The 20,826-nt window shown below is 59.1% G+C and carries 29 protein-coding genes; 15 read left to right on the top strand and 14 right to left on the bottom strand.

Annotated features, from left to right (window positions below):
• Positions 1 to 241 precede the first annotated feature (241 nt).
• Positions 242 to 1,009, top strand: a complete 768-nt coding sequence (locus OC159_RS11590) for a hypothetical protein (protein WP_265501242.1) — start codon at positions 242 to 244, stop codon at positions 1,007 to 1,009.
• 38 nt (positions 1,010 to 1,047) lie between these two features.
• On the opposite strand, the gene OC159_RS11585 is transcribed toward OC159_RS11590, so the two are convergent.
• From OC159_RS11585 to OC159_RS11575, 3 genes are all read right to left on the bottom strand, one after another.
• Positions 1,048 to 1,302, bottom strand: coding sequence for a DUF982 domain-containing protein (locus OC159_RS11585; RefSeq protein ID WP_265501241.1), 255 nt, complete (start codon positions 1,300 to 1,302; stop codon positions 1,048 to 1,050).
• A gap of 7 nt (positions 1,303 to 1,309) precedes the next feature.
• Positions 1,310 to 1,492, bottom strand: a complete 183-nt coding sequence (locus tag OC159_RS11580) for a DUF3606 domain-containing protein (protein ID WP_265501240.1) — start codon at positions 1,490 to 1,492, stop codon at positions 1,310 to 1,312.
• Between the two features lie 63 nt (positions 1,493 to 1,555).
• The gene (locus tag OC159_RS11575) at positions 1,556 to 1,855 is read right to left on the bottom strand and encodes a hypothetical protein (RefSeq protein WP_265501239.1); all 300 of its coding nucleotides are present in this window, start codon (positions 1,853 to 1,855) and stop codon (positions 1,556 to 1,558) included.
• A gap of 83 nt (positions 1,856 to 1,938) precedes the next feature.
• Here OC159_RS11575 and OC159_RS11570 point away from each other — a divergent pair, with 83 nt between their 5' ends.
• Genes OC159_RS11570 through OC159_RS11560 form a run of 3 tightly spaced genes read left to right on the top strand, consistent with a single transcriptional unit; the run spans position 1,939 to position 3,078 of the window.
• Complete coding sequence (locus tag OC159_RS11570; RefSeq protein ID WP_265501238.1) at positions 1,939 to 2,175, top strand: type II toxin-antitoxin system VapB family antitoxin; 237 nt, start codon at positions 1,939 to 1,941, stop codon at positions 2,173 to 2,175.
• Complete coding sequence (locus tag OC159_RS11565) at positions 2,165 to 2,608, top strand: PIN domain-containing protein (protein WP_265501237.1); 444 nt, start codon at positions 2,165 to 2,167, stop codon at positions 2,606 to 2,608. Before OC159_RS11570 ends, OC159_RS11565 begins: the two co-directional genes overlap by 11 nt.
• Positions 2,590 to 3,078, top strand: a complete 489-nt coding sequence (locus OC159_RS11560; RefSeq protein ID WP_265501236.1) for a GIY-YIG nuclease family protein — start codon at positions 2,590 to 2,592, stop codon at positions 3,076 to 3,078. The genes OC159_RS11565 and OC159_RS11560 overlap by 19 nt, the downstream gene beginning before the upstream one ends.
• A 179-nt stretch (positions 3,079 to 3,257) precedes the next feature.
• Here OC159_RS11560 and OC159_RS11555 read toward each other — a convergent pair whose 3' ends face one another.
• The 4 genes from OC159_RS11555 to OC159_RS11540 form a co-directional block, all read right to left on the bottom strand.
• Positions 3,258 to 3,422, bottom strand: coding sequence for a hypothetical protein (locus tag OC159_RS11555; protein WP_265501235.1), 165 nt, complete (start codon positions 3,420 to 3,422; stop codon positions 3,258 to 3,260).
• Entirely contained in the window at positions 3,419 to 3,598 is a 180-nt protein-coding gene (locus OC159_RS11550; RefSeq protein WP_265501234.1) for a hypothetical protein, read from the bottom strand. The genes OC159_RS11555 and OC159_RS11550 overlap by 4 nt, the downstream gene beginning before the upstream one ends.
• The gene (locus OC159_RS11545) at positions 3,595 to 4,485 is read right to left on the bottom strand and encodes an ArdC family protein (protein WP_265501233.1); all 891 of its coding nucleotides are present in this window, start codon (positions 4,483 to 4,485) and stop codon (positions 3,595 to 3,597) included. Before OC159_RS11545 ends, OC159_RS11550 begins: the two co-directional genes overlap by 4 nt.
• An 868-nt stretch (positions 4,486 to 5,353) precedes the next feature.
• Complete coding sequence (locus tag OC159_RS11540) at positions 5,354 to 5,650, bottom strand: hypothetical protein (protein WP_265501305.1); 297 nt, start codon at positions 5,648 to 5,650, stop codon at positions 5,354 to 5,356.
• A 218-nt stretch (positions 5,651 to 5,868) separates the two neighbouring features.
• Here OC159_RS11540 and OC159_RS11535 point away from each other — a divergent pair, with 218 nt between their 5' ends.
• On the top strand, positions 5,869 to 6,216 hold the full coding sequence (locus OC159_RS11535; RefSeq protein ID WP_265501304.1) for a hypothetical protein: 348 nt from the start codon (positions 5,869 to 5,871) through the stop codon (positions 6,214 to 6,216).
• Positions 6,217 to 6,465: 249 nt separating this feature from the next.
• Here OC159_RS11535 and OC159_RS11530 read toward each other — a convergent pair whose 3' ends face one another.
• Positions 6,466 to 6,717, bottom strand: a complete 252-nt coding sequence (locus OC159_RS11530; protein ID WP_265501303.1) for a hypothetical protein — start codon at positions 6,715 to 6,717, stop codon at positions 6,466 to 6,468.
• Positions 6,718 to 6,860: 143 nt separating this feature from the next.
• On the opposite strand from OC159_RS11530, the gene OC159_RS11525 reads away from it, so the two are divergent.
• On the top strand, positions 6,861 to 7,529 hold the full coding sequence (locus OC159_RS11525; protein ID WP_265501302.1) for a hypothetical protein: 669 nt from the start codon (positions 6,861 to 6,863) through the stop codon (positions 7,527 to 7,529).
• A gap of 323 nt (positions 7,530 to 7,852) precedes the next feature.
• Complete coding sequence (locus tag OC159_RS11520) at positions 7,853 to 8,335, top strand: ImuA family protein (RefSeq protein ID WP_265501301.1); 483 nt, start codon at positions 7,853 to 7,855, stop codon at positions 8,333 to 8,335.
• A 706-nt stretch (positions 8,336 to 9,041) separates the two neighbouring features.
• Here the strand turns inward: OC159_RS11520 and OC159_RS11515 are convergent.
• The 6 genes from OC159_RS11515 to OC159_RS11490 all read right to left on the bottom strand — a co-directional run bounded on the left by OC159_RS11515 (position 9,042) and on the right by OC159_RS11490 (position 14,314).
• Positions 9,042 to 10,304: a Y-family DNA polymerase gene (locus OC159_RS11515; protein WP_265501300.1), complete on the bottom strand. Its 1,263-nt coding sequence runs from the start codon at positions 10,302 to 10,304 to the stop codon at positions 9,042 to 9,044.
• 36 nt (positions 10,305 to 10,340) lie between these two features.
• Positions 10,341 to 10,727: a LexA family protein gene (locus tag OC159_RS11510; protein WP_265501299.1), complete on the bottom strand. Its 387-nt coding sequence runs from the start codon at positions 10,725 to 10,727 to the stop codon at positions 10,341 to 10,343.
• A gap of 839 nt (positions 10,728 to 11,566) precedes the next feature.
• The gene (locus tag OC159_RS11505) at positions 11,567 to 12,313 is read right to left on the bottom strand and encodes a helix-turn-helix domain-containing protein (RefSeq protein WP_265501297.1); all 747 of its coding nucleotides are present in this window, start codon (positions 12,311 to 12,313) and stop codon (positions 11,567 to 11,569) included.
• A gap of 320 nt (positions 12,314 to 12,633) precedes the next feature.
• Positions 12,634 to 13,323 (bottom strand): hypothetical protein, encoded by a 690-nt coding sequence (locus OC159_RS11500; RefSeq protein ID WP_265501296.1) that lies wholly within the window; start codon positions 13,321 to 13,323, stop codon positions 12,634 to 12,636.
• Between the two features lie 65 nt (positions 13,324 to 13,388).
• Positions 13,389 to 13,757, bottom strand: a complete 369-nt coding sequence (locus tag OC159_RS11495) for a hypothetical protein (RefSeq protein WP_265501295.1) — start codon at positions 13,755 to 13,757, stop codon at positions 13,389 to 13,391.
• Complete coding sequence (locus OC159_RS11490; protein WP_265501294.1) at positions 13,754 to 14,314, bottom strand: recombinase family protein; 561 nt, start codon at positions 14,312 to 14,314, stop codon at positions 13,754 to 13,756. The genes OC159_RS11495 and OC159_RS11490 overlap by 4 nt, the downstream gene beginning before the upstream one ends.
• 208 nt (positions 14,315 to 14,522) lie before the next feature.
• Here OC159_RS11490 and OC159_RS11485 point away from each other — a divergent pair, with 208 nt between their 5' ends.
• Genes OC159_RS11485 through OC159_RS11450 form a run of 8 tightly spaced genes read left to right on the top strand, consistent with a single transcriptional unit; the run spans position 14,523 to position 20,823 of the window.
• Positions 14,523 to 14,981, top strand: coding sequence for a hypothetical protein (locus OC159_RS11485; RefSeq protein WP_265501293.1), 459 nt, complete (start codon positions 14,523 to 14,525; stop codon positions 14,979 to 14,981).
• Positions 14,947 to 15,603 carry a lytic transglycosylase domain-containing protein gene (locus tag OC159_RS11480; protein WP_265501310.1) on the top strand — a complete coding sequence of 219 codons (657 nt, stop codon included), beginning with the start codon at positions 14,947 to 14,949 and terminating at the stop codon, positions 15,601 to 15,603. The genes OC159_RS11485 and OC159_RS11480 overlap by 35 nt, the downstream gene beginning before the upstream one ends.
• A 53-nt stretch (positions 15,604 to 15,656) precedes the next feature.
• Positions 15,657 to 15,995 (top strand): TrbC/VirB2 family protein, encoded by a 339-nt coding sequence (locus tag OC159_RS11475; protein ID WP_265501292.1) that lies wholly within the window; start codon positions 15,657 to 15,659, stop codon positions 15,993 to 15,995.
• 15 nt (positions 15,996 to 16,010) lie between these two features.
• The gene (locus OC159_RS11470; protein WP_265501291.1) at positions 16,011 to 16,286 is read left to right on the top strand and encodes a type IV secretion system protein VirB3; all 276 of its coding nucleotides are present in this window, start codon (positions 16,011 to 16,013) and stop codon (positions 16,284 to 16,286) included.
• On the top strand, positions 16,276 to 18,714 hold the full coding sequence (locus tag OC159_RS11465) for a VirB4 family type IV secretion/conjugal transfer ATPase (RefSeq protein ID WP_265501290.1): 2,439 nt from the start codon (positions 16,276 to 16,278) through the stop codon (positions 18,712 to 18,714). Before OC159_RS11470 ends, OC159_RS11465 begins: the two co-directional genes overlap by 11 nt.
• A complete protein-coding gene (locus OC159_RS11460) occupies positions 18,711 to 18,854 on the top strand; it encodes a hypothetical protein (RefSeq protein ID WP_265501289.1) in 144 nt (47 codons plus the stop codon). Before OC159_RS11465 ends, OC159_RS11460 begins: the two co-directional genes overlap by 4 nt.
• The gene (locus tag OC159_RS11455) at positions 18,854 to 20,002 is read left to right on the top strand and encodes a lytic transglycosylase domain-containing protein (protein ID WP_265501288.1); all 1,149 of its coding nucleotides are present in this window, start codon (positions 18,854 to 18,856) and stop codon (positions 20,000 to 20,002) included. Before OC159_RS11460 ends, OC159_RS11455 begins: the two co-directional genes overlap by 1 nt.
• 8 nt (positions 20,003 to 20,010) lie before the next feature.
• The gene (locus OC159_RS11450; protein WP_265501287.1) at positions 20,011 to 20,823 is read left to right on the top strand and encodes a type IV secretion system protein; all 813 of its coding nucleotides are present in this window, start codon (positions 20,011 to 20,013) and stop codon (positions 20,821 to 20,823) included.
• The last annotated feature ends 3 nt before the right edge of the window (positions 20,824 to 20,826 follow it).

The following is a 20,826-nucleotide window of genomic DNA, read 5'->3' as shown; positions in this document are numbered from 1 at the left end:
GGGCCGAGACTAGGCCGCTGAACCGACTATTGCGCCCCCGCGCGGGCTGGCTCGGGACGAGACAGGCGGCGCGGGAAAAGGCGCAAAGGAGGGGCAGGGGTCTAGGCTCGGGGCGAAGGCCGGCGCCAGCCGGCCGTAGCCTAGAGCGCGGTCCCTCGGGGCGGGCGGGCCAGGGCGACAGCCCTAGACCGACAGACACGAAGGATGCGGCCAAAACAAAATCACTTCTCTTTCGGACAGAATGGATCTTGCCAAACAAGATGAAGTAGAGTTAAGGATGTTCCTGCGACAAAACAAAAAACGCACAAGACACCCTCACCACAAAGGAACATACCTCATGACGAATGTGAGCCCCCCGCACAAAGTAAGTATGCGCACCCGCCTGTTCCAAATTGCTCAAGAAGCTCTTGAAGCTGACGGCTGGAAGGTTGAGCGCGCGACGGGCATGGGAAAGGGCAGCGTTCGACGCATCACGCGCGACTCCCAAACCAAGCTGGTGTCGATCCGCACCTCCCAAGATCAGTATATCGCCTTCCCTCGCACTCTCGATGATCGACAGTGGAACACGCTCGACGACGTGGATGCGGTTGTCGCGGTGTCTGTCGATGACCGGGAAAACCCGACTAAGGCTAAGGTGCATTTCATCGAGGCAGATGAAGTGCGCCGTCGCTTCGACCTAGCTTATCAAGCACGGCGCGATGCCGGTCATTCCGTGCCTGTAGGCCGGGGCATTTGGGTGCCCCTCTATCTGCCCCATGCTGAAACCCCCGTGTATCAAGTCGGGGGCGGCTTGGGTCTGGACTTCCTGCCGATTGCGGAAACGGATCTGGTCGTGAACGGCACCGATGTTCTTCCGAGTGACTTGGATGAGGATGAGGACGGCCCCGGACTTCCGGCCTCGCCTGTCGCAGAACAGCACCGGCCTCTGACCATCAACGAGGCAAAGCGCCAGCTTGCCGAGACATTCGGGGTCCGCCCGGATCAGGTGAAGATCACGATTGAAGCATGACGAACGAATATGGTTTGTCGCGCCATCGAGGGTCGTGACTAGGCTCCGCGGACGAACACTCCGGCCGAGGTCATAGCCTGGATGAAGTCAGCCCGGACCTGTTCCGGTTCTGCCGTGCCTTCGGCAAGCGCGATGCACGATCCGGCCGCCTGCCGGTAGGCAGGATCGGCCGGATCGCAATGTTCCATCAGGGCCTTGCCCATGCTGTTGGCGTCGTTGACGATGCGAAACCGGCTATCCGTCTCTTGATAGGAAACCGGCCGGACGGTGCGCCGCCCCTCTGCATGGCCCAACATGTTCTCAATCCTCGGACAGCTTGCGCTCGACCTTGGCGCGGCTGTTGCCCTCAGATTTCACGGCCTGGCGCACCTCGTCCTTGGACACATCCATCTTCTCGGCCTCGTAGCGGACTTCATAATCTTGTCCGGCTGCGACCTGACGACGATCTTGGGCGCGGCCCCGCTTTGTCTGTTCCTTGGTCATCGTTGCCTCCACAACTTTGAAGGACAAACGCGGTAAGCGGGGCGTTGTTTCCGCAAGAAAGGATCAGGCGCGGCGGCGCAGGATCACCAGATAGAAAAACATGCCCCACGCAAAAAGGTCGAACACGCGCTGCGCGTAGATCAGGATGGTGTGCAGGCTCGCGCCGATGCCCGGAACGGCATCCAGCATGTCACCATACTGATAAACCGACATAGCAGCAGCAAGGTTGAAAGCCAGCAGCAGGAAAGCCGCAGCCTTCAGATCACCTAGCTCGTCGGCAGGTGTCTCTTGGGCGTAGCGAATAGCGTCCACCGGCTGCACCAGTAGGAAGCGGACGCGACCTAAAAGCGTCTCAGGTAGCATGGCTCACCTGTCCTAACTTGTCGGACCAATGTGCATGCGCATATACTAAAATGTAAATACTGTGCATACAGATTGGAGCGCACATGGGTAAACTTTCGATCCGCGATGAAAGCGTGAACGACCTAGCGGAAACGCTGGCGGAAATGATGGGTGCCAACAAGACCGAAGCCGTGCGGCTGGCGATCCAGAATGAGATCGAGCGGCAAAAGTCCGCCCTGACCATCGAGGATCGGATAGAGGCCCTGCAAGAGAAGCTGAAAAGCTACGGCTTCAAGTCGTCGCGAATTGTTCCACCGGGGGCGAACGCTGATGTTCGTTGATAGTTCTGCCTTCCTCGCCATCCTTGGCAACACTGCTGACGCGGCCTTGTTAGTGGAAAAGATCAAGGGCAGCCGCAGGCAATGCAAGACCTCGGCCAGTGTGCGCCTCGATGTGGTTATGGCCCTGGCCGAAAGCCGCGCGGACACGCGCGGCGTCTCGGCTGAAGGGATTGAGTTGGCAACCGAGATATTCGACAGCTTGCTCCAGGTTCTCAACGTCTATGAAGTCGCGATCAGCCCGCGCATCGCGGCAGATGGGTGCAGGTTGGCGGCGCGGTTTGGGAAGCTGACGGATCACACGGCACAGCTTCCAACGGAAACCTGCTTATCCTTGGCAGCAGCAGAGTCACTTCGCCTGCCGGTCCTGCATTGCAATCTGGCCATCGACCAGATCACGGAAAAGGAGTGGGCCGCATGGCGGGCAGGGGATTGACAGCCTCGCCAAAGTCTCGCGGCAGCCTCAAGGTCCGATGGTTCCGCCGCGCCGTGCCGTGGGGCACGGTCTATCTCAACTGCGATGAGCGGCACCCGCAACGGTTCAAGATCGGGTTCACGCAGCGGAAAACAACCGACCGGCGCAAGGAGCTGGCGCGCGGTTTGGAGAAGCGGCTTTTGATCGTGCAGACGATCCAGATGCCCCATGCCTACAGCCTCGAAAGCCGATGCCTGGAAAGCGCCAAGCAGCTTGCCGAACGCGATTTTGCCAAGTCTAGCGAGTGGTTTGTCTTGGGTGACGGGTTCACTCTTGATGATGTGGCACGGGCCATGCTCGATGACGCCCGCCGCCTGCGTCGGGAAGCTCGGTGGAAGCTGGCATGGCCGTCTTGTGGCCGCATCGCCGTATTTGATTCCGGCTGGCGGAAAGATGGTTTGTGCCCGTCCCGAAAGTATAACCTGACCTAGAGCGGGCTGGTTCAACTCCCATGATGTTTCAGGTGACGGCGCAGCCGTCTCCGTTTTGCCGCGAACGCGGCTCCCGCGCGGATAGCGCAGGATCAGGTGGGGCGGGGCCGGCTCGACGGCCCCGCCCCACCTGGTCAACATGATTGGTGAAGGAACCCCCGCTGGCGCGGGGGTGGGGGTTAGATCACGCAGATAAGCCGCTCTCCGCGCGGGTCAATTTCATAAATCAGAACCTCGATGCCAAGGCGGGCGGCGCGGCGACTGCCGCGCCGCTCCGCTTCGGCCAAGGTGGCGCAGATGATGGGCAGGTCGTCGGGGTCGTCGCGGATCTCGTAGGTCGTCAAAGCGCGACTCCCGGCTTGAGGTTTCCGGCCGCATCCAGCCAGCCGCGCGCCGTGGCGCAATCCATGCAGATGCACGTTCCGGTTCCCTCGACCACAACCGGCGCGAAATAAACCCAAGGGTTGCTCCTGCCGCATTTGCGGCAGGACAGGTGGGGCAGGGGGTGGGGGCCGCTCATGCGGCCCTCTTTTCTTCTGCCTCGACCTGCTGGCCCTTCATCAGCCATTCGGCGGCCTTCTGCGCCTCGCTGGCGGCTTTGAAGATCAGCCGCTTGTCGTCCTTCAACGCGCGCAGCCAGCTCTGGACATAGGCCCCCGACTGGTCAAAATCGGGGGTCAGGCCAAGCCGGGCGCAGGTCATGCAGTTGCCAATCTCGGCAATCAGTTCCTCGAACGCGTAAGCCTTGCGGTCGGTGAAGCGGGAAAAGCGGTCAAGGCGGCTCTTGTGACCGGTCATGTGGCAGGCTTCATGCGCAAGCGTGGCGTAGTAGCCTGCGGCGCTGTGGAACGTCGCAATCGGCGGCATGTGAATGAAGTCCTCGCCGGGGTTGTAGTAGGCTTGCGGCTCGTCGCTGGTGCAAATGTCCGCGCCGGTCGCCGCGAAAAAGGCGTCAAGGGTGGGGTCGGTCTCGGTGCCAAGGTCGCGGGCAGGCTCGGCGGGGGTGCCGTAGTATTCGGCGGGCAGGCCGTCGATCTGCTCGGCGTTAAACACGCGGTAGGCTTTCAGGTAAGGCAGGCGGCGTTCCTCGCCCGTCTCCGCGTCCTCGCGTTCAAAGGTGCCGTATTTGACAACAGTTGACGATTTCTCGCCTTTGCGGACCTGTCCGCCTGCCTCTTGGGCCTGCTTGTAGGTAAACCAACGGGCGGCGCGGTAGCCTTTGGCGTCGGCGGCAAGCCACAACATCAGGACGTTGATGCCGGAATAGGGTTCGCCGTTGCTCCGCAGCGGGAAGGGTGCGCCACCCTTTTCGCCGGTCCACGGCTTGCGCCATGCCGGGGTGCCCGCTTCGATGCTGGCAATGATGCTGTCGGTGACGTGGGCGTAGAGGTCGAACTTGTCAGCCATGCTTGGCCTTCCTTGTGGTGATGCCCGTTCCGGTCTTGTGCCGATAATCGGGCGGGGTTTCTGGCGAGGACCGCGAAGCGGCCCTCTCCTGAAACCCTGCCTCCCGGCGAGGGCAGGAGGGGGACCCGCGCAAGGTTTCCGACAAGGAAGGGGGGGGAGGGGGATCACCCGGCCTGCACGGAGCGCGTAAGCCGCGGAGGAAGGACGGGGACACCCCCCCTGACGCCGCTCGGGGGCCTTGCGTGGGGGAACCGGCGGTTCCCTAGACGGACACGCGCCCTTCGCGCGTGGCCCAGGGAAGGCAGGGGGCGTTTGGGCCTGTCCAAATCCCCCCTGCGTCTCGATCACCGCGTACGCGCGGGGATCTCTGCATCTTCTTCGGCCAGAGCTTTCCAGCCTGCCGCCCTGGCGGCGGGCCTTGCATGGCTGCGAACGGGACGCGCCATCACAGAGCGAAGGAACGTGAGCTGCCTTGTGGGAAGGTCTGGCCGGATCACGCAACCGCCCGCCCGGTTGCCCACAGGCTGACGCTCGATCCCTGTGGTCTCGCTTACAGCCTGCTTCGGCCCGCTGCGTCCACTCCCAAGGTCGTTCCCTTGCGGGCTGGACAACCGGGCTCCCGCGCAAGCGATCGTCACCCGCAGGGCCGAGACTAGGCCGCTGAACCGACTATTGCGCCCCCGCGCGGGCTGGCTCGGGACGAGACAGGCGGCGCGGGAAAAGGCGCAAAGGAGGGGCAGGGGTCTAGGCTCGGGGCGAAGGCCAGCGCCAGCCGGCCGTAGCCTAGAGCGCGGTCCCTCGGGGCGGGCGGGCCAGGGCGACAGCCCTAGACCGACAGACACGAAGGATGCGGCCAAAACAGACACGCCTACATCAAGAACGTCCCTGAAGCATCAAGCGTCTGCAGATTAGGATCATCATTCTCTGAATTGAATTTAGCGAGCAAATCCGGTCGGCCCAAAAGATCGCAAAGAACTTTGACCTTAGTATGGTCTCCCCTTGCAATCTCCGTGTTCAACCGAATGACTCTGTTAGCGATAGAATAGAATGAATCTACTACGTCTTGCGGAAACCAAGACTCGGTAGATGAGCCGATTAAATGAGATGCAACATCAAGCGCGGCGTCAGATAATTCATGTATTGTTGGATTGATGGTTTTTGACATATATTTATCATCGAAGTTTGTAAAGTAAAAAAATAGCTCTGCTTCCTGTCTGTAGAGTTTTTCGTCTCTGCTCTCGACGGAATGTAGGCACCTCATTCTGGCTGATGTTTTCGCGCCAGTCCATAGCGAATTCAGTTGATTTAAGTCAATACTCTTAGTAAGTTCATATTATGGCTATAGCCTAAATATATGAGCATTAACAGAGCGAGTAGTTTATCATGAAAATTCGCGCCCTTCTATCTTCATTTACCGTTTTCCTTAGCGTGGCTTCCGCGGCTTCCGCCACAACTCCCGAAGGCTTCATTACGAGCATGGAACTAGACTTGTCGAAGAATAATGAAATTGTATTCGATGGTGCCGCTGTTAAATCAATGCTAGTCGCACCTCAGGACATTGAGGAAGGCGTTACTATTGCTGTCGTGGATGACAATCGGCTTTTGGTAAGCAGAAACAACGATACCGGCAATGGCTTTGTAGTCATCCAGCTTAGAGATGGACGAACCTACGCCATCACTTTGAAGAACGATCTACCGGATAGTGTGCCGCCCTTAAGCGACCGCCTCTAAATTGCCAGAAGCTGCAGAAGGATCAAGTGATAGCCCCGGCCGCTGCGCGGTCGGGGCTTCCTTTATGTCCTGGACCTTTCTGCAACCAGAACCCGCATAAGCTGACGCTGAGTAAACCTTTGATTGCACATTTGGACAAGTTGCCCGAGGCGATCCGTTCCGGCACTACTCGCCCATCAGCCGAGCGGCATTTGTTTGTTGTATGTTCCGAGTTGGGGCCGCTCGGCTGGAAGGCCGCCAAGAGCTGACCTACTGGTTATCACTACCGCGCGGGCTGGATCGGAGCGAGACAGGCTGCGCGGGCTCCACGTCAACCTTAAGCTGATCCGCAAGCTTCTCCAGCCCTTCAATCGCGGCATCATAAGCGGTGCCAGCTTTTGGAAAGTCTCTGCGTTGCCGGCGATAGAACGCAAGCCACTTTGGCAGCTCGCCAATGGGGTAGATCCCAGTCCAATGCAGGCTAGTCATGGTGAAGGTTGTATCGTCGTGAGTGATCTTCATGTTCGGGTTTTCCTGGCGTTTCCTCCCGTCTGCAACCTTTGATTTGTATCACCCGGCCGCCTTGTTCGGCTTGAGCCACTGATTCGCGTAGCGACACCGGGAAAAGCTTGTCAGCTAGGCCATGGGTCGGTTTCATGCGGAGTATGAAACGCATGCTCGATACGTTCCGCAGAACTGTTCGCTTGTCGGATCGCCAACGCGACCCTCTGTCGGCCGCAGTGGCGCCAACGGCATCGCATGAGGCGGTTGGCTGGTGGGAGAAAAGCCTCAGTTGGGAAGAGCGCAACGTCATCGAGGACGCCTTCAAACCCTTGGGAAATATCACAGCGCGATCATTGGCCGAGTCTAACAGTCCTCAAAGCATTGGAAACTTGGTCGCGCACCTGAAGAAGAAGGAAATCCGGCACCTCGGCTATGTGCTGATCGCGCGCGGTGATGAGCTTGTGCAGGAGGAAACGCCCGTCACAGCAAAACATTTCTTCTTCGCACAGGCGGGCGACTTTTATTACCGGTGGCGCGACCACGACAGCTTTGCCCTAGAGCGGGCCATAGACTACTTCGCGCGTCAGATCGTTATCGCTCCCGAGGCGGCAGCGAAGTTCCTAGAGCCAGAGAACCTTGAGTTCATCCCGGCACATGCCGGCTACAGGCAGTTGCGGATCATCTTCGAAAAACAGGGACGGTTCAGTGAGGCGCGCAAGCTCTGCATGAAGGCGAAAGCCCAAGGCTGGTCTGACGATTGGGACAAGCACATAGCGCGCATCGACAAGAAGGCCGCCAAGCTGAGAAGCAGCGGCGTTGTGCTCGATTGACTCCGCTCGATATGAGAACGAAAAGAGAACATCGCCGTTGATCGTCATCCCGCCCAAGGACCCGTTGCGCCATGTCCGTGTCCGATCCCAAACTTGTCGACCTCCGCGCCCGCGTGGCGCATATCGAGGGCGAGGCTGCGCGGGCTCATTCTGTCCTACCCTTCGGTGTGCCTGAGCTTGACCGGCGCCTGCCAGGCGGCGGTCTGGCGCGCGGCTCTTTGCATGAAGTCGCGGGGGGCGGAAATAGCACGGTGGACGGGGCCGCGGCAGCCTGCTTTGCCGCAGGCATCGCCGCGCGCCTGCCTGGTCAGGTTCTTTGGTGCATGACGGAAGCCGATGCCTTTGCGCCGGGGTTGGAGCAGGCGGGCCTTCCGCCCGACCGCGTGATCTACGTAGAGGCTGGTGACAACAAGACTGTCTTGGCCTCGATGGAAGAAGGCTTGCGCCACGGGGGGCTGGCTGCTGTCGTGGGTGAAGTCGCACAAATGTCGATGACGGCTTCACGGCGGCTGCACCTGGCCGCCAAGGGCACCGGAACAATGGGTATAGCGATCCGGCGCTGGCGACGGCAGGCGGATGCCAGTGACTTCGGACTGCCGACTGCATCCGCTACGCGGTGGCGGATCTCCGTCGTGCCGTCAGCACCGTTGCCGGTTCCCGGCGTTGGCCGCGCGCGCTGGCTGATCGAGCTGGTCCGCGCACGGGCCGGCGAATGCCTGAACATCGAACTGGACGCCTGTGACCGCGGCGGCCGCCTTGGTGTTCCAAAGGATGCCGCCGCCGACGGAAAGCGTGTTTTTGGTTAGGCTGTCACTGATCTTCGTTCATCCTGCGACGGCCCGTGCAAAATCTTAATTTGCCTCTGGATTGTGGTAGATTGGCAACTGGTGTGCGTTACCTGCGGATAGACTGCTGGTATGCCTGTGGATAGAATGGTGAGTAAGTCACCTATACCTTTGAAGTTGGGTGAAGAAAAACTATACGCCCACCATCCGCCTGCTCAGGGAGTGGTGGTTTGTGCGCGAATCCATGCGCGACTTTGACTGTCTTCCTGTCAACAGCTAAGTGCGCCATTGGATACAAAATAGCAGTTGATCTGCTGCTCTTACGCCCATAGCCAAATAGGAGTGGAGGGCTACATTTTGTCCTCAGCTTCGCTCAAACCGCAAGGTCTGGTCCGGCAGAGTAGGTTCAGAAACCACGGAGACGGCAGAAAGGAGAGGCTATGGCTTATAAGCAAGCTGTGCTGATCCTCATGATCGCTCAACTCGTTGTAGCGATCATTAGTCTAGCCTTGATGGCGTGACTAGACCGGTAAAGGCTCATGATCCGGCTCTGCCCCAGATCATGAAAAAGGCCCTGCAACGCTGGACACATTGCAGAGCCGCATCCGAAGAGGATGTCTTGGTTGACGCCTCATCTTACCGGATCGAGGACAGAAAGGAAGCCCCGACCGCTCTGCGGCCGGGGCTTTCACTTGATCTATTTTCCGGCTCTGGAGGTTTAGGGCCCCTAGACCTGCACGGTAGGCAATTCACTGAGCCGGGTGGTGTACCGCGGTGAGCGCAACTCGGCGCGCGTGGTCCAGCGCCGATCAAAGCCTTCGCGCGCCAGCACCATCGTCTTTTTGCCAAAGCGGTCGTTGATCGCGTCAAGTGCGGCGGTCAGTCGGGCATCATGCGGCCGGTCAGGCTGGAACAGCATGGCCGGCCGGTCGGCTTCGGCTAGAAGGTCATCGAGGATGACGCCAGCTTTGGTGTAGCTGTGCCCGTTCCCGGTTGGATCTCCCTTCCAGCCCCGCCGCGCGGCGGCAACTGCGGCGTCGACCAAATCAAAGGTATGGTTCGACATTGGGTGCAGGCGGATGATGGGCGAGGCGGAATGCTGCGGCCTATCGGACTTGTGTGGGTTCGTGTGGTAGAAAACTGTCAAGGTGCCGGCGACAAGGCCGTGTTGTCGTAGCTTCTCAGCAGCGCGGGTGGCATGGGCTGTGATGGCCTGGGCCAGAACATCAAAACTTGTCATGGGCGTGCCCGCGGAGCGGGTCACGGCCATTCCTTTGCGCTGCGGCGGCACGTCCTCGAAATCGACGCAGGGAATGCCGCGCAGCTCGGCCACCAGGCGCTCGAGAACGACGGTGCCGATCTTCCGCCCGAGGGCGAGCGGCATGTCCCGCAGCTCGGCAGCCGTCTTGATGCCCTGCGCGGTCAGCTTGGCCTCGGTTGCGGACCCCACCCCCCAGATCTCGCCTATCGGGATGCGGCGCATCACATAGTCCCGCACGTCTGCGTTCATCAGGTTGCAGACCCCGGAAAAGATCGGGTTCTTCTTGGCGGCATAGTTTGCCAGCTTGGAAAGGGTCTTGGTTGGCCCGATGCCGACGCAGGTTGGTATCCCTGTCTCGATCCGGACGGCCGCACGCATTCGGGCGGCATGAGCCTCCATCCGGTCCCCAAACCCCGTCAGATCAACAAAGGTCTCGTCAATCGAATAGACATCCAGGCGCGGGGAATAGCTGTGCAGCACCTCGACCACGCGCCGGCTCATGTCGCCATAGAGGGTGTAGTTCGAGGACAGAGCCTTGACCCCGTGCCGCTCCATCAGCTCGCGCATCTTGAAAACAGGTGCGCCCATTTCAATGCCGAGGGCCTTGGCCTCGTCCGACCTAGCTACGGCGCAGCCGTCATTGTTCGACAGGACGATGACTGGAATGCCGTGCAGCGACGGGTCGAAAACGCGCTCGCAACTAACATAGAAGTTGTTGCAGTCGATCAAAGCTATCGGAGCTGCAGACGCTTCGAGCATGGGGCCTTACTCGATAGGAAGGCGGCGGACTACACCAGCGACGACGCCCCAAATCTCGGTCGTTTCTGTGACCGGGATTGGCTCATAAGCGTCACTGCGCGCGCGTGGGTCCAGAAACCACAGGCCGCCCCTCTTGGCGAGCTTCTTGACCGTGATTTCTCCGTCGATCAAAGCCAAGACGACGCGACCGCTGCGGCGCCGGCCAGCGCGATCTACTGCGATCAGATCCCCGTCAAGAATGCCCTCGGCCTCCAAAGAGTCGCCTGAAACGCGCCACCAGAAAGTGGCGTGTTCATGCCGCACAACCCACTTGATGGGATCAACGGTATCCTCAAGATCGTCGGCAGCAGGCGATGGAAAGCCAGCAGGTACAGGAAAAGATGCCAAGGGCATCTGGCAATCTACGAGCGTGACTTTGATAGGTCGTAGGTGCATGTGAGGGCCTAGAACAATACGTGAACAAAAGCCTTACCGCGTAGCCCCCCCACCTCGTCAAGCAATATGCCCGTTCAGCGCCGAGTTTGGGGGATGCTTAGTAGAACTATGCGGAAAAATAGCATACTATTGCTTATGTCGTGGAAAGATCATCTCACGCCTGCCGAACGCCATGAGCTGCTAGAGATCGAAGCAGAAAAGGCGAAGCTCGTCAGCGCGTATAATGCAACCTGGCGCAAGCTAAAGGCGCGCTGTGATGCACGGCAACGTCGCATCACCGCAAACAGCAAGGACAAGCAATGTGACGCATCTTCATCGAGATCATAGCGATCATGACCCGGCCCGATTTTGCGGGCATTGTGGCACCGAAGTCCGGTCGGGCTATCGTGTCTGTGCAGGTTGCGGCGCGAATTACCGGCGTCGGGGTTCGGGTATCTTCTTTGGCATAATCCTTGCAATTGCGGCAGCCAACGCTGTTTCTGCTGGGCGATGGGATGCTGCACTGGTTATCGGCGTCCTTCTTGTTTGGCTGGTCCGAAGGACTCGGCAATACGTTTGGGTTCGCAGGAACGCGTAAGAATTCTTGAAAGCCTTGATGTCTATGGCTTCCTCATAGGATACGCTCTTTGTATCGCTCTGCCGTTTCCACAGGCTGTTCTTCATAGCCATGCGACAGTGCAGCAGGAGCTGTGGGCTCTGGTCGAAGTGCGATACGTTTCTGTCCTCGTTCCGTTGCTCCTAAACCGAAACCGGAACAAGGATGCGTTAGCGCCCCATGCGCAGCGTCCGCTCAATCTTCAAGCATGAGATAAATAGGTAGATTGGGATTCAGTCTGCTTGGCAGACTCGCGTAACTCGATGCTTTTTCCCATTTGTGCCAACGCTTGCCCAAGTGGCGAGTCACCACATTGGAAGATAGCCAGAGACCCTAGATCGAGCGTTGCAACATGCTCGGCCTCCATTGCTGTCCTCTCGGCCCGTGCGATCTCATCATCTTCAGGCAAAGCCGGGCGACCACTCCAACGACCAAGAAGCGCCAAGGCCCGCTTAGGAGCTGAAAGACGGTAGGCGTTGCTTACCTGACGAACCTGGGGCCCCCGACCTTCATTAGGTGTTGGCTCGAAACGGCGCAGCCATTCGAGGAAACCATGCTCCCGCAGGGCCTTCAGTGCCCGCACAACGGCGTCGCGCGACCGGCGAAGCTTATCCATGATCCAGTCCAGGGAGGGGTCCAGACGGCCAGTTTTGAAACTCACAAGGTTTGCGAACAAGGCCAGGACCTCTAAGGCAACCGATCCAAGCGGGCCGTTGCGGCGTCCTTTCTTACGACCCGCCAGCTCATACCGTTGCGCCGCTTTGATGATCTTCTGGACCTCCTGACGCGACGTGCTGCGCCAAAAAGATGCCTCGCATGATCCTGCGCGGTGCGAACTGCGGTGGACAGGAGTGCGGCTTTTTGAACGCGCGGCCGCACTAGCCTGGGGCAGAACTGCGCCCAAGCGTTGAAAAAATCTGCCGCCTTCTGCGGCTTTTAAGATGGTCATCTACTGCTCCTCGACGTCAAGAAGCGCGGTGTCCGCAGGCAAGCCTTATCCGTTCGCACAGATGCGCTTTTGCTCTTGATTTTCGGGGTCAGGGAGATAACTATAGCGGGTGAACGTATTCGCTAATTCAGGTCGCCAAACCTGTGTTATCAAACCCAAGCCCCCTCGTGCGGACCCCCGCGCGGGGGGTTTCCTTTTGGGGCTGGTGGTCTATCTGATTCTGCTCGTCCCTCCCGTTTTGGGCATTTTGCCGCACAGCCTACGATAGAGGGGCTGACGCAGCAATTCTTTGTGTACGTCTATGCGACGAACCACAACCATCAGTATCTGACCAGCTCGACATGATGATTGCCTTCGTGATCCGTTGTGCGGATCGCGACCGCTCGGACGCGGGACGGTGGCTGATAGCTATAGCCTACTGTGTCATACCGCGCGCAGTATCCGTCATCGCTACTCCATTTGACAAATGAGGCGCATGTCCGGACCGGAAGTCTCCGCCCGCCAATGGCTGCACCAAGCCATTCCGGTGCACTGGTCAAGCTAGAGGCAACCCAACGAAATTCTCCGGATGTGTTGTAGTGCCCGCGCTGTGTGTTATCGCGAACTTCTTCACCGCCACTGTTGCGCGTCCGGCTGTAGCGGACATGGTAGATCTCTATGGCATCGCGGTAATGGCGAGTATCCGGCGTCAACCCGTCAGGGCCAACTTGTGGCATTGATATACCTGCTTGTCCGGTTGCCAGAAGCAATGCGTTGATTTCTTGAAAACGGCTTGCGCTCATCCCCATTGGGCAATTCCAGAGCTGCAACGGCGGCTCGATGGGCCAAGGGGTGATACGGCGGATCATCTCGATTTTCGCTGCAGTGCATTCCGCGCTCGCCGGAAAACCGCCTGCCAAGCACAACAGGATGGCGCAGTCGATAGGATAAGCATTGGCTGGCGCAGGGGCGAAGTTCGCAACCGCCGCGCCGAAGGTGCCAGCAGCAAGAAGGCTCTTCAGACGTCTCATGTTGTGTCTCTCCAATGATGCGCCGCATTCTACGCGGCCTACTGAAAGTTCTTAAGGTGAAATGACTATCGTTGAAGCAATTTGCGATACTCTATGCCATGCTGCTTGACCACCTGAAAGAAGTCAGCCCTCGTCTGGTCCAGGCACATGAAGTAGCGCGTGGCATCGCTGAAATAGCGGTCGTACTCCTGCGAAAGCGTCAGTCCTAGCCGTTCTAGGCTGGCCGGATCAGACAGGGGGGGGCCGGGTTCGCGACATGCGCCAGGAACCTGTTCCATCTGGTGATAGCCTTGCGGTGCCATTTGGGTGAACGGGTCTGGTCCTTCAGGAAGATCATGGTGATCCGCGGGCACACCAGAAGCTTCATTCTGGGCGACAGCAGGAAAGGCCAAGGCGAACCAGCCGAGCAATGGAAACATGAGAACGGGTTTCATCCTCGCCCTTTCTTTAGCGCCCGCCGCAACGTGGCCTCGCTCACGTCCATTAGTCGGGCGACGCCGGACAAGGTTAGCTTTTGATTGTCGATAAGATCGACAGCCTTGGCGAGCTTGTCGGGAGAAAGAAGGAGCGGCCTACCGCCTGTGCGCCCATTGGCGCGCGCTGCCGCCAGTCCGCGCTGTGTTCGCTCTCGGATCATGTGCCGCTCGAACTCTGCTATCGCCCCAAAGACATGGAAGATCAGACGGCCGGTAGGAGTGTGAGTGTCCAGTTGCTCGCGCAATGATTTGAAGTTGATCCCTCGCTTCTCGAAGTCCGTGACCAAGTGGATCAGATCGGACAGGGTGCGGCCAAGTCTATCGAGGCTCGTCACGATAATGGTGTCATCAGTTTGGGCGAGCGACAGCATGGTTTCGAGTTGGGGGCGCGACCGCTTGGCGCCGGACCCAACTTCCTTGAATACAAGCTGGCACCCGGCAGCCTTCAAGTCACGCTCTTGAGCGTCAAGGTTCTGATCGGGCGTAGAGACGCGCGCGTAACCAAAGGTCGTCATCTGCTCGTCTGCTCCGTCATCTTGCAAAACTCATGGGTTTTGACTGGACCTTGCAAAACTCAATTGTGCAAGCGTTTTTGCTGGACATTCCTCGCACCGTCAGATTCCTAGGTTTTTGGGTTAACAGACATTTAACGACCCACAACCGCTTACCTTCATTGAAGCGAATTGACTAGTGAAAAAGCGTATTGACCACAACTAGAGCGTTATGCTAGAAGAAATCACCCAGTCAAAAACGGGGTGCAAAACGGTCCCTCATCTGGCAAACGTGTGTTCCAAGCACGAAGCCAGGGAGCGGCCACAAAAAATGACAATGTATCGGTTGGAAAACGGCGTGAGCGAAGCGGCATTCAAGGAACGGCTCGACAGCAGCGGCAAGCTGCTTGTGGTCTGCACTGAAGCTGCGGGGCGTGCGCGCGGACACCTGCCGGGCGGTTGGCTGTTCTTTGTATTTAATAAGGCTTCTGAGCGGTGGGCACCGCTTCACCTGTTTAGGCTGGTGAAGGGAGAAACCAAACCGCGGTTGTTTAAGACTGTGGACGGTGTTTGCGGTTACTTAATTAGTCTTGGACTGCCAGTCGCCCTTGCTCCGGTGAGGGAAGGCGATGGTTATGAAATTCATATCGACGGGAATGTTGTTCACCGTCCTGGGGTTGTTTTGGACTGAACAGGCTGCGGCTGATGGCCTTGTTCTTGTTCTGAACAAGGACAGCGGCAGCTTCACCGCACGAAAGCAGGCGTCCTCGCTGGCGCGCAATTTTGGACCGGGGGGCGTGCCGCTCGGGATCGAAGAAGAAAGCGAGACTGCGCGGCGCATCAGTGCGCCGACAGTGAATATACCAGGCCCGCGCATTCCAAAGGCGGAAGTCCAAGCGGCAATCGAAGAAGTAGCATTGCGCTACGCAAACCATCCGGCTTTGCGGAATGCTGACCTGTCCATCACCGAATGGATACGCTTCTTCCGGGCCAACATCGAAATCGAAAGCGGCTATAACCAATCCGCCATCAGCCATGTTGGTGCTATCGGCTTGGGCCAGCTCATGCCCGCCACGGCGGCAAAGCTCGGCGTCAATCCTCACGACATGCACCAGAACCTGGATGGGTCAGCACGGTACTTGCTGATGCTGCTCAATCGGTTTGGTTCAAAGGAACTCGCGCTTGCGGGCTATAATGCTGGCCCCGGCGCGGTCGAAGAATACGGGGGCATTCCCCCGTATCGGGAAACACAAGGTCACGTCCAGAAGGTCATGGCGGTGTTTCAAAGGCTGACCTTAGCAACCGCAGAATAGGAGTTACTCCAATGATACTTGCAATGCAGGCCCTGCGGCCAGCACAACCCTTTATGGCCTATGCCAAGGGTATCAATGCGGCTCCGCGCCAGCTTGATACGTGGACAAAAGTGGTGCTGGTGATGCTGACTGCCTTCGTTCTCTCCATGATGTGGAGTGAGCCGGCGGCTGCGCAGGCGATCAACCTCAACCCGATCCAAACCTTCCTGCAAACCATCGTGACGGCACTGACCGGCACCTTGGGGAAAACCATCGCAACGCTGGCGCTCGTCTGCGTCTGCATCGGCTGGTTCATGGGCTACATCGAAATGCGCCTCGCGATCTACGTCCTGGTCGCCATCGTGTTCGTCGGCTCGGCCGCGACCATCGTGAACTCCCTCTGGAGCACCTGATAGCGAGGAATGACGGTGGAAAAGGATACTGTCTATAGGGGCCTTCTACGTCCCGCCAAACTGTTCGGACTGCCTCTGACTTCCGCCGTCATTCTCATTGCGACGGTTATGCTCGGGTTTATGTGGGCCGAAAGCTTTTGGGCCTTGGGCGCAATCGTCGTCATTTATCCAGTCCTTTATGGGCTGGCAAAATGGGACCCGAATTTCTTCGACGTTATCACCAAAACGCTGAAGAACTTCGGGCCTTCCAAAAACCGCAAAGTTTGGGGTGGAGATTCGTATGAGCCGTAACCAGAAGAAAGCGATGACCGCAGGCTTCAAGCGGCTCTTCAATTCAAAGCAAGGGAAAAAGGTTTTCCCGCGCGCCATGAAGGATGAACTGCAATTCGAGGCGTTCTTGCCCTTTGTGTCGTTGCAGGCCGACGACAAGTCCGTCCTAACGCGTGGCGGCGAATTGATCCAGTGCATCCGGGTCGATGGCCTCAACTCCATGACGTCCAGCGACCGTGAAATCACTCTGCTGAAAGAGGCGATTGCCGAACTGCTGGCGCAGCAGGGCGAGCGGTATGCGGTCTATGTCCACAAGATCAGCCGCCCCTTCAAAGTATCCCTGACGGGAATAGAAACCGATGGCTTCGCCAAAGAGGTAGATACAGCTTGGGCGGAAGTCGTGGCTGGCCGCAAGCTGCGCGACAAGACGCTGACCATCAGCATCATCAATCGCCCGGCTGGCCTGTTTGGGAGCCTGTCGGCAGGCGACAAGCTGAAAGAAATTTTCTCGCGGTCGCGCAAGAAGGATGCGCTGCAATCCTTCATCGCCAACAAGGCCGAACGCCTGAATGAACTTGATGAAACGGTGGGTGTGGTTCTTGCCACCCTTGGTCATCTGAATGCCCGTGTCCTGACCGGCGCGTCGGGTGAGCTGGTAGGCTTTCTCGAAGGCATCGGCACCGGCATCGAGCTTCCAGCCTTCCCAAGCAATGACATGGGTGTCCTCGCCCGCAGCATCTGCAATTACCGCACCACGTTCCGGGGAACGCGGGTGCATGTGACCGGGGGCGTGGTGTCGAACCGCGTGGGCCATGTGTTTACGATCAAGAACTACCCGACCGGCACCTTCCCCGGCATGTTTGATGAACTGAACCTGCCGATCGACATGGTAATCACCAATTCGTTCGTGCCGATCAGCGACGACAAGGCCAGCGAGTTGATCCGCCGCAACCTCGAACAGCGCCGCGGTTCGGGCGATGCGGCGGAAACCGATCAGCAGATGCTGCGAGAAGGACGCAACAAGGTTTCCTCTGGCCTCGAAACCCTAGGCTATCACCACATGACCGTCGCGATCTACGCCGAGGACGAAAAAATCTTGGCGCGCGCGGCGGCCGATGTGCGTCAGATCGCGCAGGAAACCGGCACCAAGATCATCACCGAAGCCTTCGCCGGGCAGGGCCACTACTTCGCCCAATGGCCCGGCAACGCAACCTATCGCGCGCGAACCGGGCTCGTCAGCAATCAGGTCTTTGCGGGTATGGCGGCACTGCATCGCACGCCCACGGGCCTGACGGGCGACCTACTGCCGTGGCGCACCCCAATGACAGTATTTCCGACGCCGGAAAAAAGCGGCTTCCTGTTCTCGTTCCATCCGGCAGGCGAAGCGGACAAGGAACCCCCTGCCGGGCATACCGTGATCTTCGGGCCGTCCAGCGGCGGCAAATCGGTGCTGATTTCTTTCCTGATGACGCAGGCGCAGCGGGTGGGCGCCCGGATCTTCGCCTTCGACTACCTGCGCGGCCTTGAAGTCCAGATCGAAGCCTTGGGCGGAAGCTACACAACAATTTCGCCGCACAAGCCGACCGGCCTCAATCCCCTTTATGCCGAAACCGACATGGCGGGCCAGGCGTGGCTCAGCGAGTGGCTGACCGCGCTTCTGAACCGCACGGACCGCCCCTTGTCTCCGGTCCAGACGCAGCAGCTGCATGATGCTGTCGTGGAAACCGCCAAAGCCCCGAACCATCTGCGCAACTTCAATGGCTTTCCCTCCCTGTTCCGTCACCTCGATGACAGCGGCGACTTGGAACAGCGGGTGCGGGAATGGGGACCGGGGGGCCGCTACGGGTGGGTGTTCGGTGGGAACGAAACCGACAACTTCGCCCTCGACCAGAATGTCATGGGCTTTGACATGACGGCAGTTCTCGACTCCGACAATGAGAAAGAGCGCACCGCTATCTTGGGCTACATATTTCAGCGTCTTGAGCGGAAGCTTCAGGACCGCCGCCCCACGATCATCGTCATTGATGAAGCGTGGAATGCGCTCGGCACCGAATACTTTGCCGACAAGCTGGAAAAGTGGCTCGTCACGGCTCGGAAGCTCAATGCCGTGGTGGTGATGGTCACGCAATTCCCGTCGCAGCTCGAAAAGAGCAAGGCGGGCGCTGCCATCCTGCAGGGCGTCCAGACGCAAATCCTGATCCCCAACCGCGCCGCTTCGGCCGACAACTATGCGGCCCTGCAACTCAATGACCGGGAAATGGGCATGGTCCTCGGCGCACCCACCGGATCGCGTCTCGCGCTGATCCGCAACGCCTCCGCCTCGGTGGTCGTGGACGTAAATCTCGGCGCTCTCGGGGAAAGCCTGAAGATCCTTGGTGGCAGCAAGACGGGCCGCGCGGCCCTCGATGATTACCGGCAACGCGCCGACAAGAAGGAAGTGAACGCATGAAGTCCCTCATCATGATTTGTGTGCTGGCATTCACTGTGTCGGCCTGCGCGACCACGAACCCGGCCCGCTCGTCCTGCTTCGTGAACGGCAAGCCGGTCTGCAAATTCACCCCCATCCAAGAACTGTGGGCGGAGGAATGATGCGCCGTCTTCCGCTCACAAAAGCGGTTGCCGTGGGGGGCCTATATGCCAGCACGGTCATTGCCTCGGCTCAAGGCGTTCCCATCATCGACGGGAACCTGCTCAAGCAGAACCTTTCCATCCTGACTGAACAGGAAAGCGACCTGGGCCGCCAGCAAGGCAAGCTCTCGCGGGCTGAAGCACAGTTGCAGCTTGACGCGGAAATCATCGCGGAACTGGACAAGCTGATCGACGCTGGTTCGCTGCCTGCCGAGAACACGGCTGATATGGTCCAGACTCTTGAGGATGGTGCAGGCCAGCCAGCGGCTTCGGTTGAAAATCTTTACAACCCCCAGGACAAGAACCCGGCTGCGGACAAGACCTTCGGGGATGCCGCCCTGACGGTGGAAGAAGTCATCATTGCCGGAGCCAAGGCGACCTATAGCCATGCCGGTGTTTCACAGGCCGGGCTGTCGCAGGCACAATGGCGGGCCTTGCTGCAAGCGATGATCTGGCAGGAAAGCCGGTTCAATCCCTTCATCGGCTCGCACGCCGGGGCTTGGGGGCTGACGCAGCTCATGCCGGGAACGGCCAAGGAAGTCGGGGTTGCGGGCGACTACCGGACCAATCCTTATTCGCAGGTCCTGGGCGGAGCCACCTATCTTGCCCGGATGCTGTCGATGTTCGACGGCAACATTGTCCTCTCGCTTGCGGCTTACAACGCAGGGCCGGGGAACGTGCAGAAATACGGCGGCGTACCGCCTTTCAAGGAGACGCAGCACTACGTCCAGGTGATCCCCGCCAAGTATAATGAGTATCTGGCCGCAATCGGTGGCGTGGATGCGCTTGGCACCATCGAGGCAGTCGATGCGGCGGGCGCAAACCTCGCCATGATGGGCGACGGTTCGTCGGCGTATGGCGGAAATACCGCGCAAGAGATTGCGGCCATCGCGCATCGGCTCAAGGCGATCATCAGCCAGATGGAGCAGAACCAGAACCCGTCACAGGCATGGGCTCTGAACACTTATGCGCGCGCCGAAATGGGCCGGATCATGGTCCTCCGGGTCCGTGTCCTCGCGGCGCAGAACAAGACGGTCAGCGCCGAGGCTTTGCAGCAAGCCACGGCTCATGCCGAAGAACGCAAATACATGACCTTCTCGAACGATTGAGGTTCACCATGCAATTTCCCCGTGTCAGTGACATTTCCAAGGCCAGCCGTTTCTGGGCAGCTCTCGCGATCACCAGCTTGACTGCAACCGCCATCGTTCTTCCCTCCGCAGTTTCGGCGCAGGGCGTTCCGACTATCGACGGCCAGAACACCTTGCAGACCATCAAGCAGCTTGAGGCCATGCTGCGCGATGCCGGGGTGCAATCCGACCTTCTGTCCAATGCCGTCAAGCAGGTGGAACAGTTGCAGGCGCAGCTCACGCAGCTTCAAGACATTTACGGGCAGTTTTCCGGCGCGCGCGACATTGTGGACATGGCAATGGGCGATGACCTGGACGGCATTCTGAGCGGCAACATGTCCGATGTGCTTGGCACGATACAGGCGGGGATGGGTGGTGACTGGTCCGGCTTCGATCCAGCCAAGTCAGACAAGTTGACAGAGGCCGTTGATACCGCCCTCTCAACCGCCGGGCTGTCGCAGGCGTCCGTGACGGAAATGGCGTCCTCCGGCGTTCCTGGGGCAGAGCGGGTGGCGGCGCAGGCATCCAGCGGCGCGGTGTTGGCGGCCACGGCAGAACAGACCTACGCGGAAACCTCGTCCTCGCTCGAACGGGTGAACACGCTGGTCGAAATGACGCAAAGCAGCGAGGACATCAAAGAGTCCATCGACCTGAACACACGGATGCTGGCCGAACTCTCGGTGCAGCTCGCCAAGTCGCTCGAACTGCAATCCATTGAGGCGGTCTACAATGGTCAGTCTGGCGTCCTGTCGGCCGCGACCATTGCCGAGGAACGCGCCTACATGACCTTCTCGAACGAGTGAGCC

The organism is Paracoccus beibuensis, from assembly GCF_026162625.1.
GTDB lineage: Bacteria > Pseudomonadota > Alphaproteobacteria > Rhodobacterales > Rhodobacteraceae > Paracoccus > Paracoccus beibuensis.
Note: the sequence above shows the minus strand (reverse complement) of the source record. Positions and strands in the feature narration are given on the sequence as shown.

Excerpts from the sequence above, each read along its gene's own strand:
- OC159_RS11590 (WP_265501242.1), top strand. The coding sequence starts at position 242 with ATGGATCTTGCCAAACAAGATGAAGTAGAGTTAAGGATGTTCCTGCGA.
- OC159_RS11580 (WP_265501240.1), bottom strand. The coding sequence starts at position 1,492 with ATGACCAAGGAACAGACAAAGCGGGGCCGCGCCCAAGATCGTCGTCAG.
- OC159_RS11575 (WP_265501239.1), bottom strand. The coding sequence starts at position 1,855 with ATGCTACCTGAGACGCTTTTAGGTCGCGTCCGCTTCCTACTGGTGCAG.
- OC159_RS11570 (WP_265501238.1), top strand. The coding sequence starts at position 1,939 with ATGGGTAAACTTTCGATCCGCGATGAAAGCGTGAACGACCTAGCGGAA.
- OC159_RS11565 (WP_265501237.1), top strand. The coding sequence starts at position 2,165 with ATGTTCGTTGATAGTTCTGCCTTCCTCGCCATCCTTGGCAACACTGCT.
- OC159_RS11560 (WP_265501236.1), top strand. The coding sequence starts at position 2,590 with ATGGCGGGCAGGGGATTGACAGCCTCGCCAAAGTCTCGCGGCAGCCTC.
- OC159_RS11550 (WP_265501234.1), bottom strand. The coding sequence starts at position 3,598 with ATGAGCGGCCCCCACCCCCTGCCCCACCTGTCCTGCCGCAAATGCGGC.
- OC159_RS11545 (WP_265501233.1), bottom strand. The coding sequence starts at position 4,485 with ATGGCTGACAAGTTCGACCTCTACGCCCACGTCACCGACAGCATCATT.
- OC159_RS11540 (WP_265501305.1), bottom strand. The coding sequence starts at position 5,650 with ATGTCAAAAACCATCAATCCAACAATACATGAATTATCTGACGCCGCG.
- OC159_RS11535 (WP_265501304.1), top strand. The coding sequence starts at position 5,869 with ATGAAAATTCGCGCCCTTCTATCTTCATTTACCGTTTTCCTTAGCGTG.
- OC159_RS11530 (WP_265501303.1), bottom strand. The coding sequence starts at position 6,717 with ATGAAGATCACTCACGACGATACAACCTTCACCATGACTAGCCTGCAT.
- OC159_RS11525 (WP_265501302.1), top strand. The coding sequence starts at position 6,861 with ATGAAACGCATGCTCGATACGTTCCGCAGAACTGTTCGCTTGTCGGAT.
- OC159_RS11520 (WP_265501301.1), top strand. The coding sequence starts at position 7,853 with ATGACGGAAGCCGATGCCTTTGCGCCGGGGTTGGAGCAGGCGGGCCTT.
- OC159_RS11510 (WP_265501299.1), bottom strand. The coding sequence starts at position 10,727 with ATGCCCTTGGCATCTTTTCCTGTACCTGCTGGCTTTCCATCGCCTGCT.
- OC159_RS11505 (WP_265501297.1), bottom strand. The coding sequence starts at position 12,313 with ATGACCATCTTAAAAGCCGCAGAAGGCGGCAGATTTTTTCAACGCTTG.
- OC159_RS11500 (WP_265501296.1), bottom strand. The coding sequence starts at position 13,323 with ATGAGACGTCTGAAGAGCCTTCTTGCTGCTGGCACCTTCGGCGCGGCG.
- OC159_RS11495 (WP_265501295.1), bottom strand. The coding sequence starts at position 13,757 with ATGAAACCCGTTCTCATGTTTCCATTGCTCGGCTGGTTCGCCTTGGCC.
- OC159_RS11490 (WP_265501294.1), bottom strand. The coding sequence starts at position 14,314 with ATGACGACCTTTGGTTACGCGCGCGTCTCTACGCCCGATCAGAACCTT.
- OC159_RS11485 (WP_265501293.1), top strand. The coding sequence starts at position 14,523 with ATGCTAGAAGAAATCACCCAGTCAAAAACGGGGTGCAAAACGGTCCCT.
- OC159_RS11480 (WP_265501310.1), top strand. The coding sequence starts at position 14,947 with ATGTTGTTCACCGTCCTGGGGTTGTTTTGGACTGAACAGGCTGCGGCT.
- OC159_RS11475 (WP_265501292.1), top strand. The coding sequence starts at position 15,657 with ATGGCCTATGCCAAGGGTATCAATGCGGCTCCGCGCCAGCTTGATACG.
- OC159_RS11465 (WP_265501290.1), top strand. The coding sequence starts at position 16,276 with ATGAGCCGTAACCAGAAGAAAGCGATGACCGCAGGCTTCAAGCGGCTC.
- OC159_RS11460 (WP_265501289.1), top strand. The coding sequence starts at position 18,711 with ATGAAGTCCCTCATCATGATTTGTGTGCTGGCATTCACTGTGTCGGCC.
- OC159_RS11455 (WP_265501288.1), top strand. The coding sequence starts at position 18,854 with ATGCGCCGTCTTCCGCTCACAAAAGCGGTTGCCGTGGGGGGCCTATAT.
- OC159_RS11450 (WP_265501287.1), top strand. The coding sequence starts at position 20,011 with ATGCAATTTCCCCGTGTCAGTGACATTTCCAAGGCCAGCCGTTTCTGG.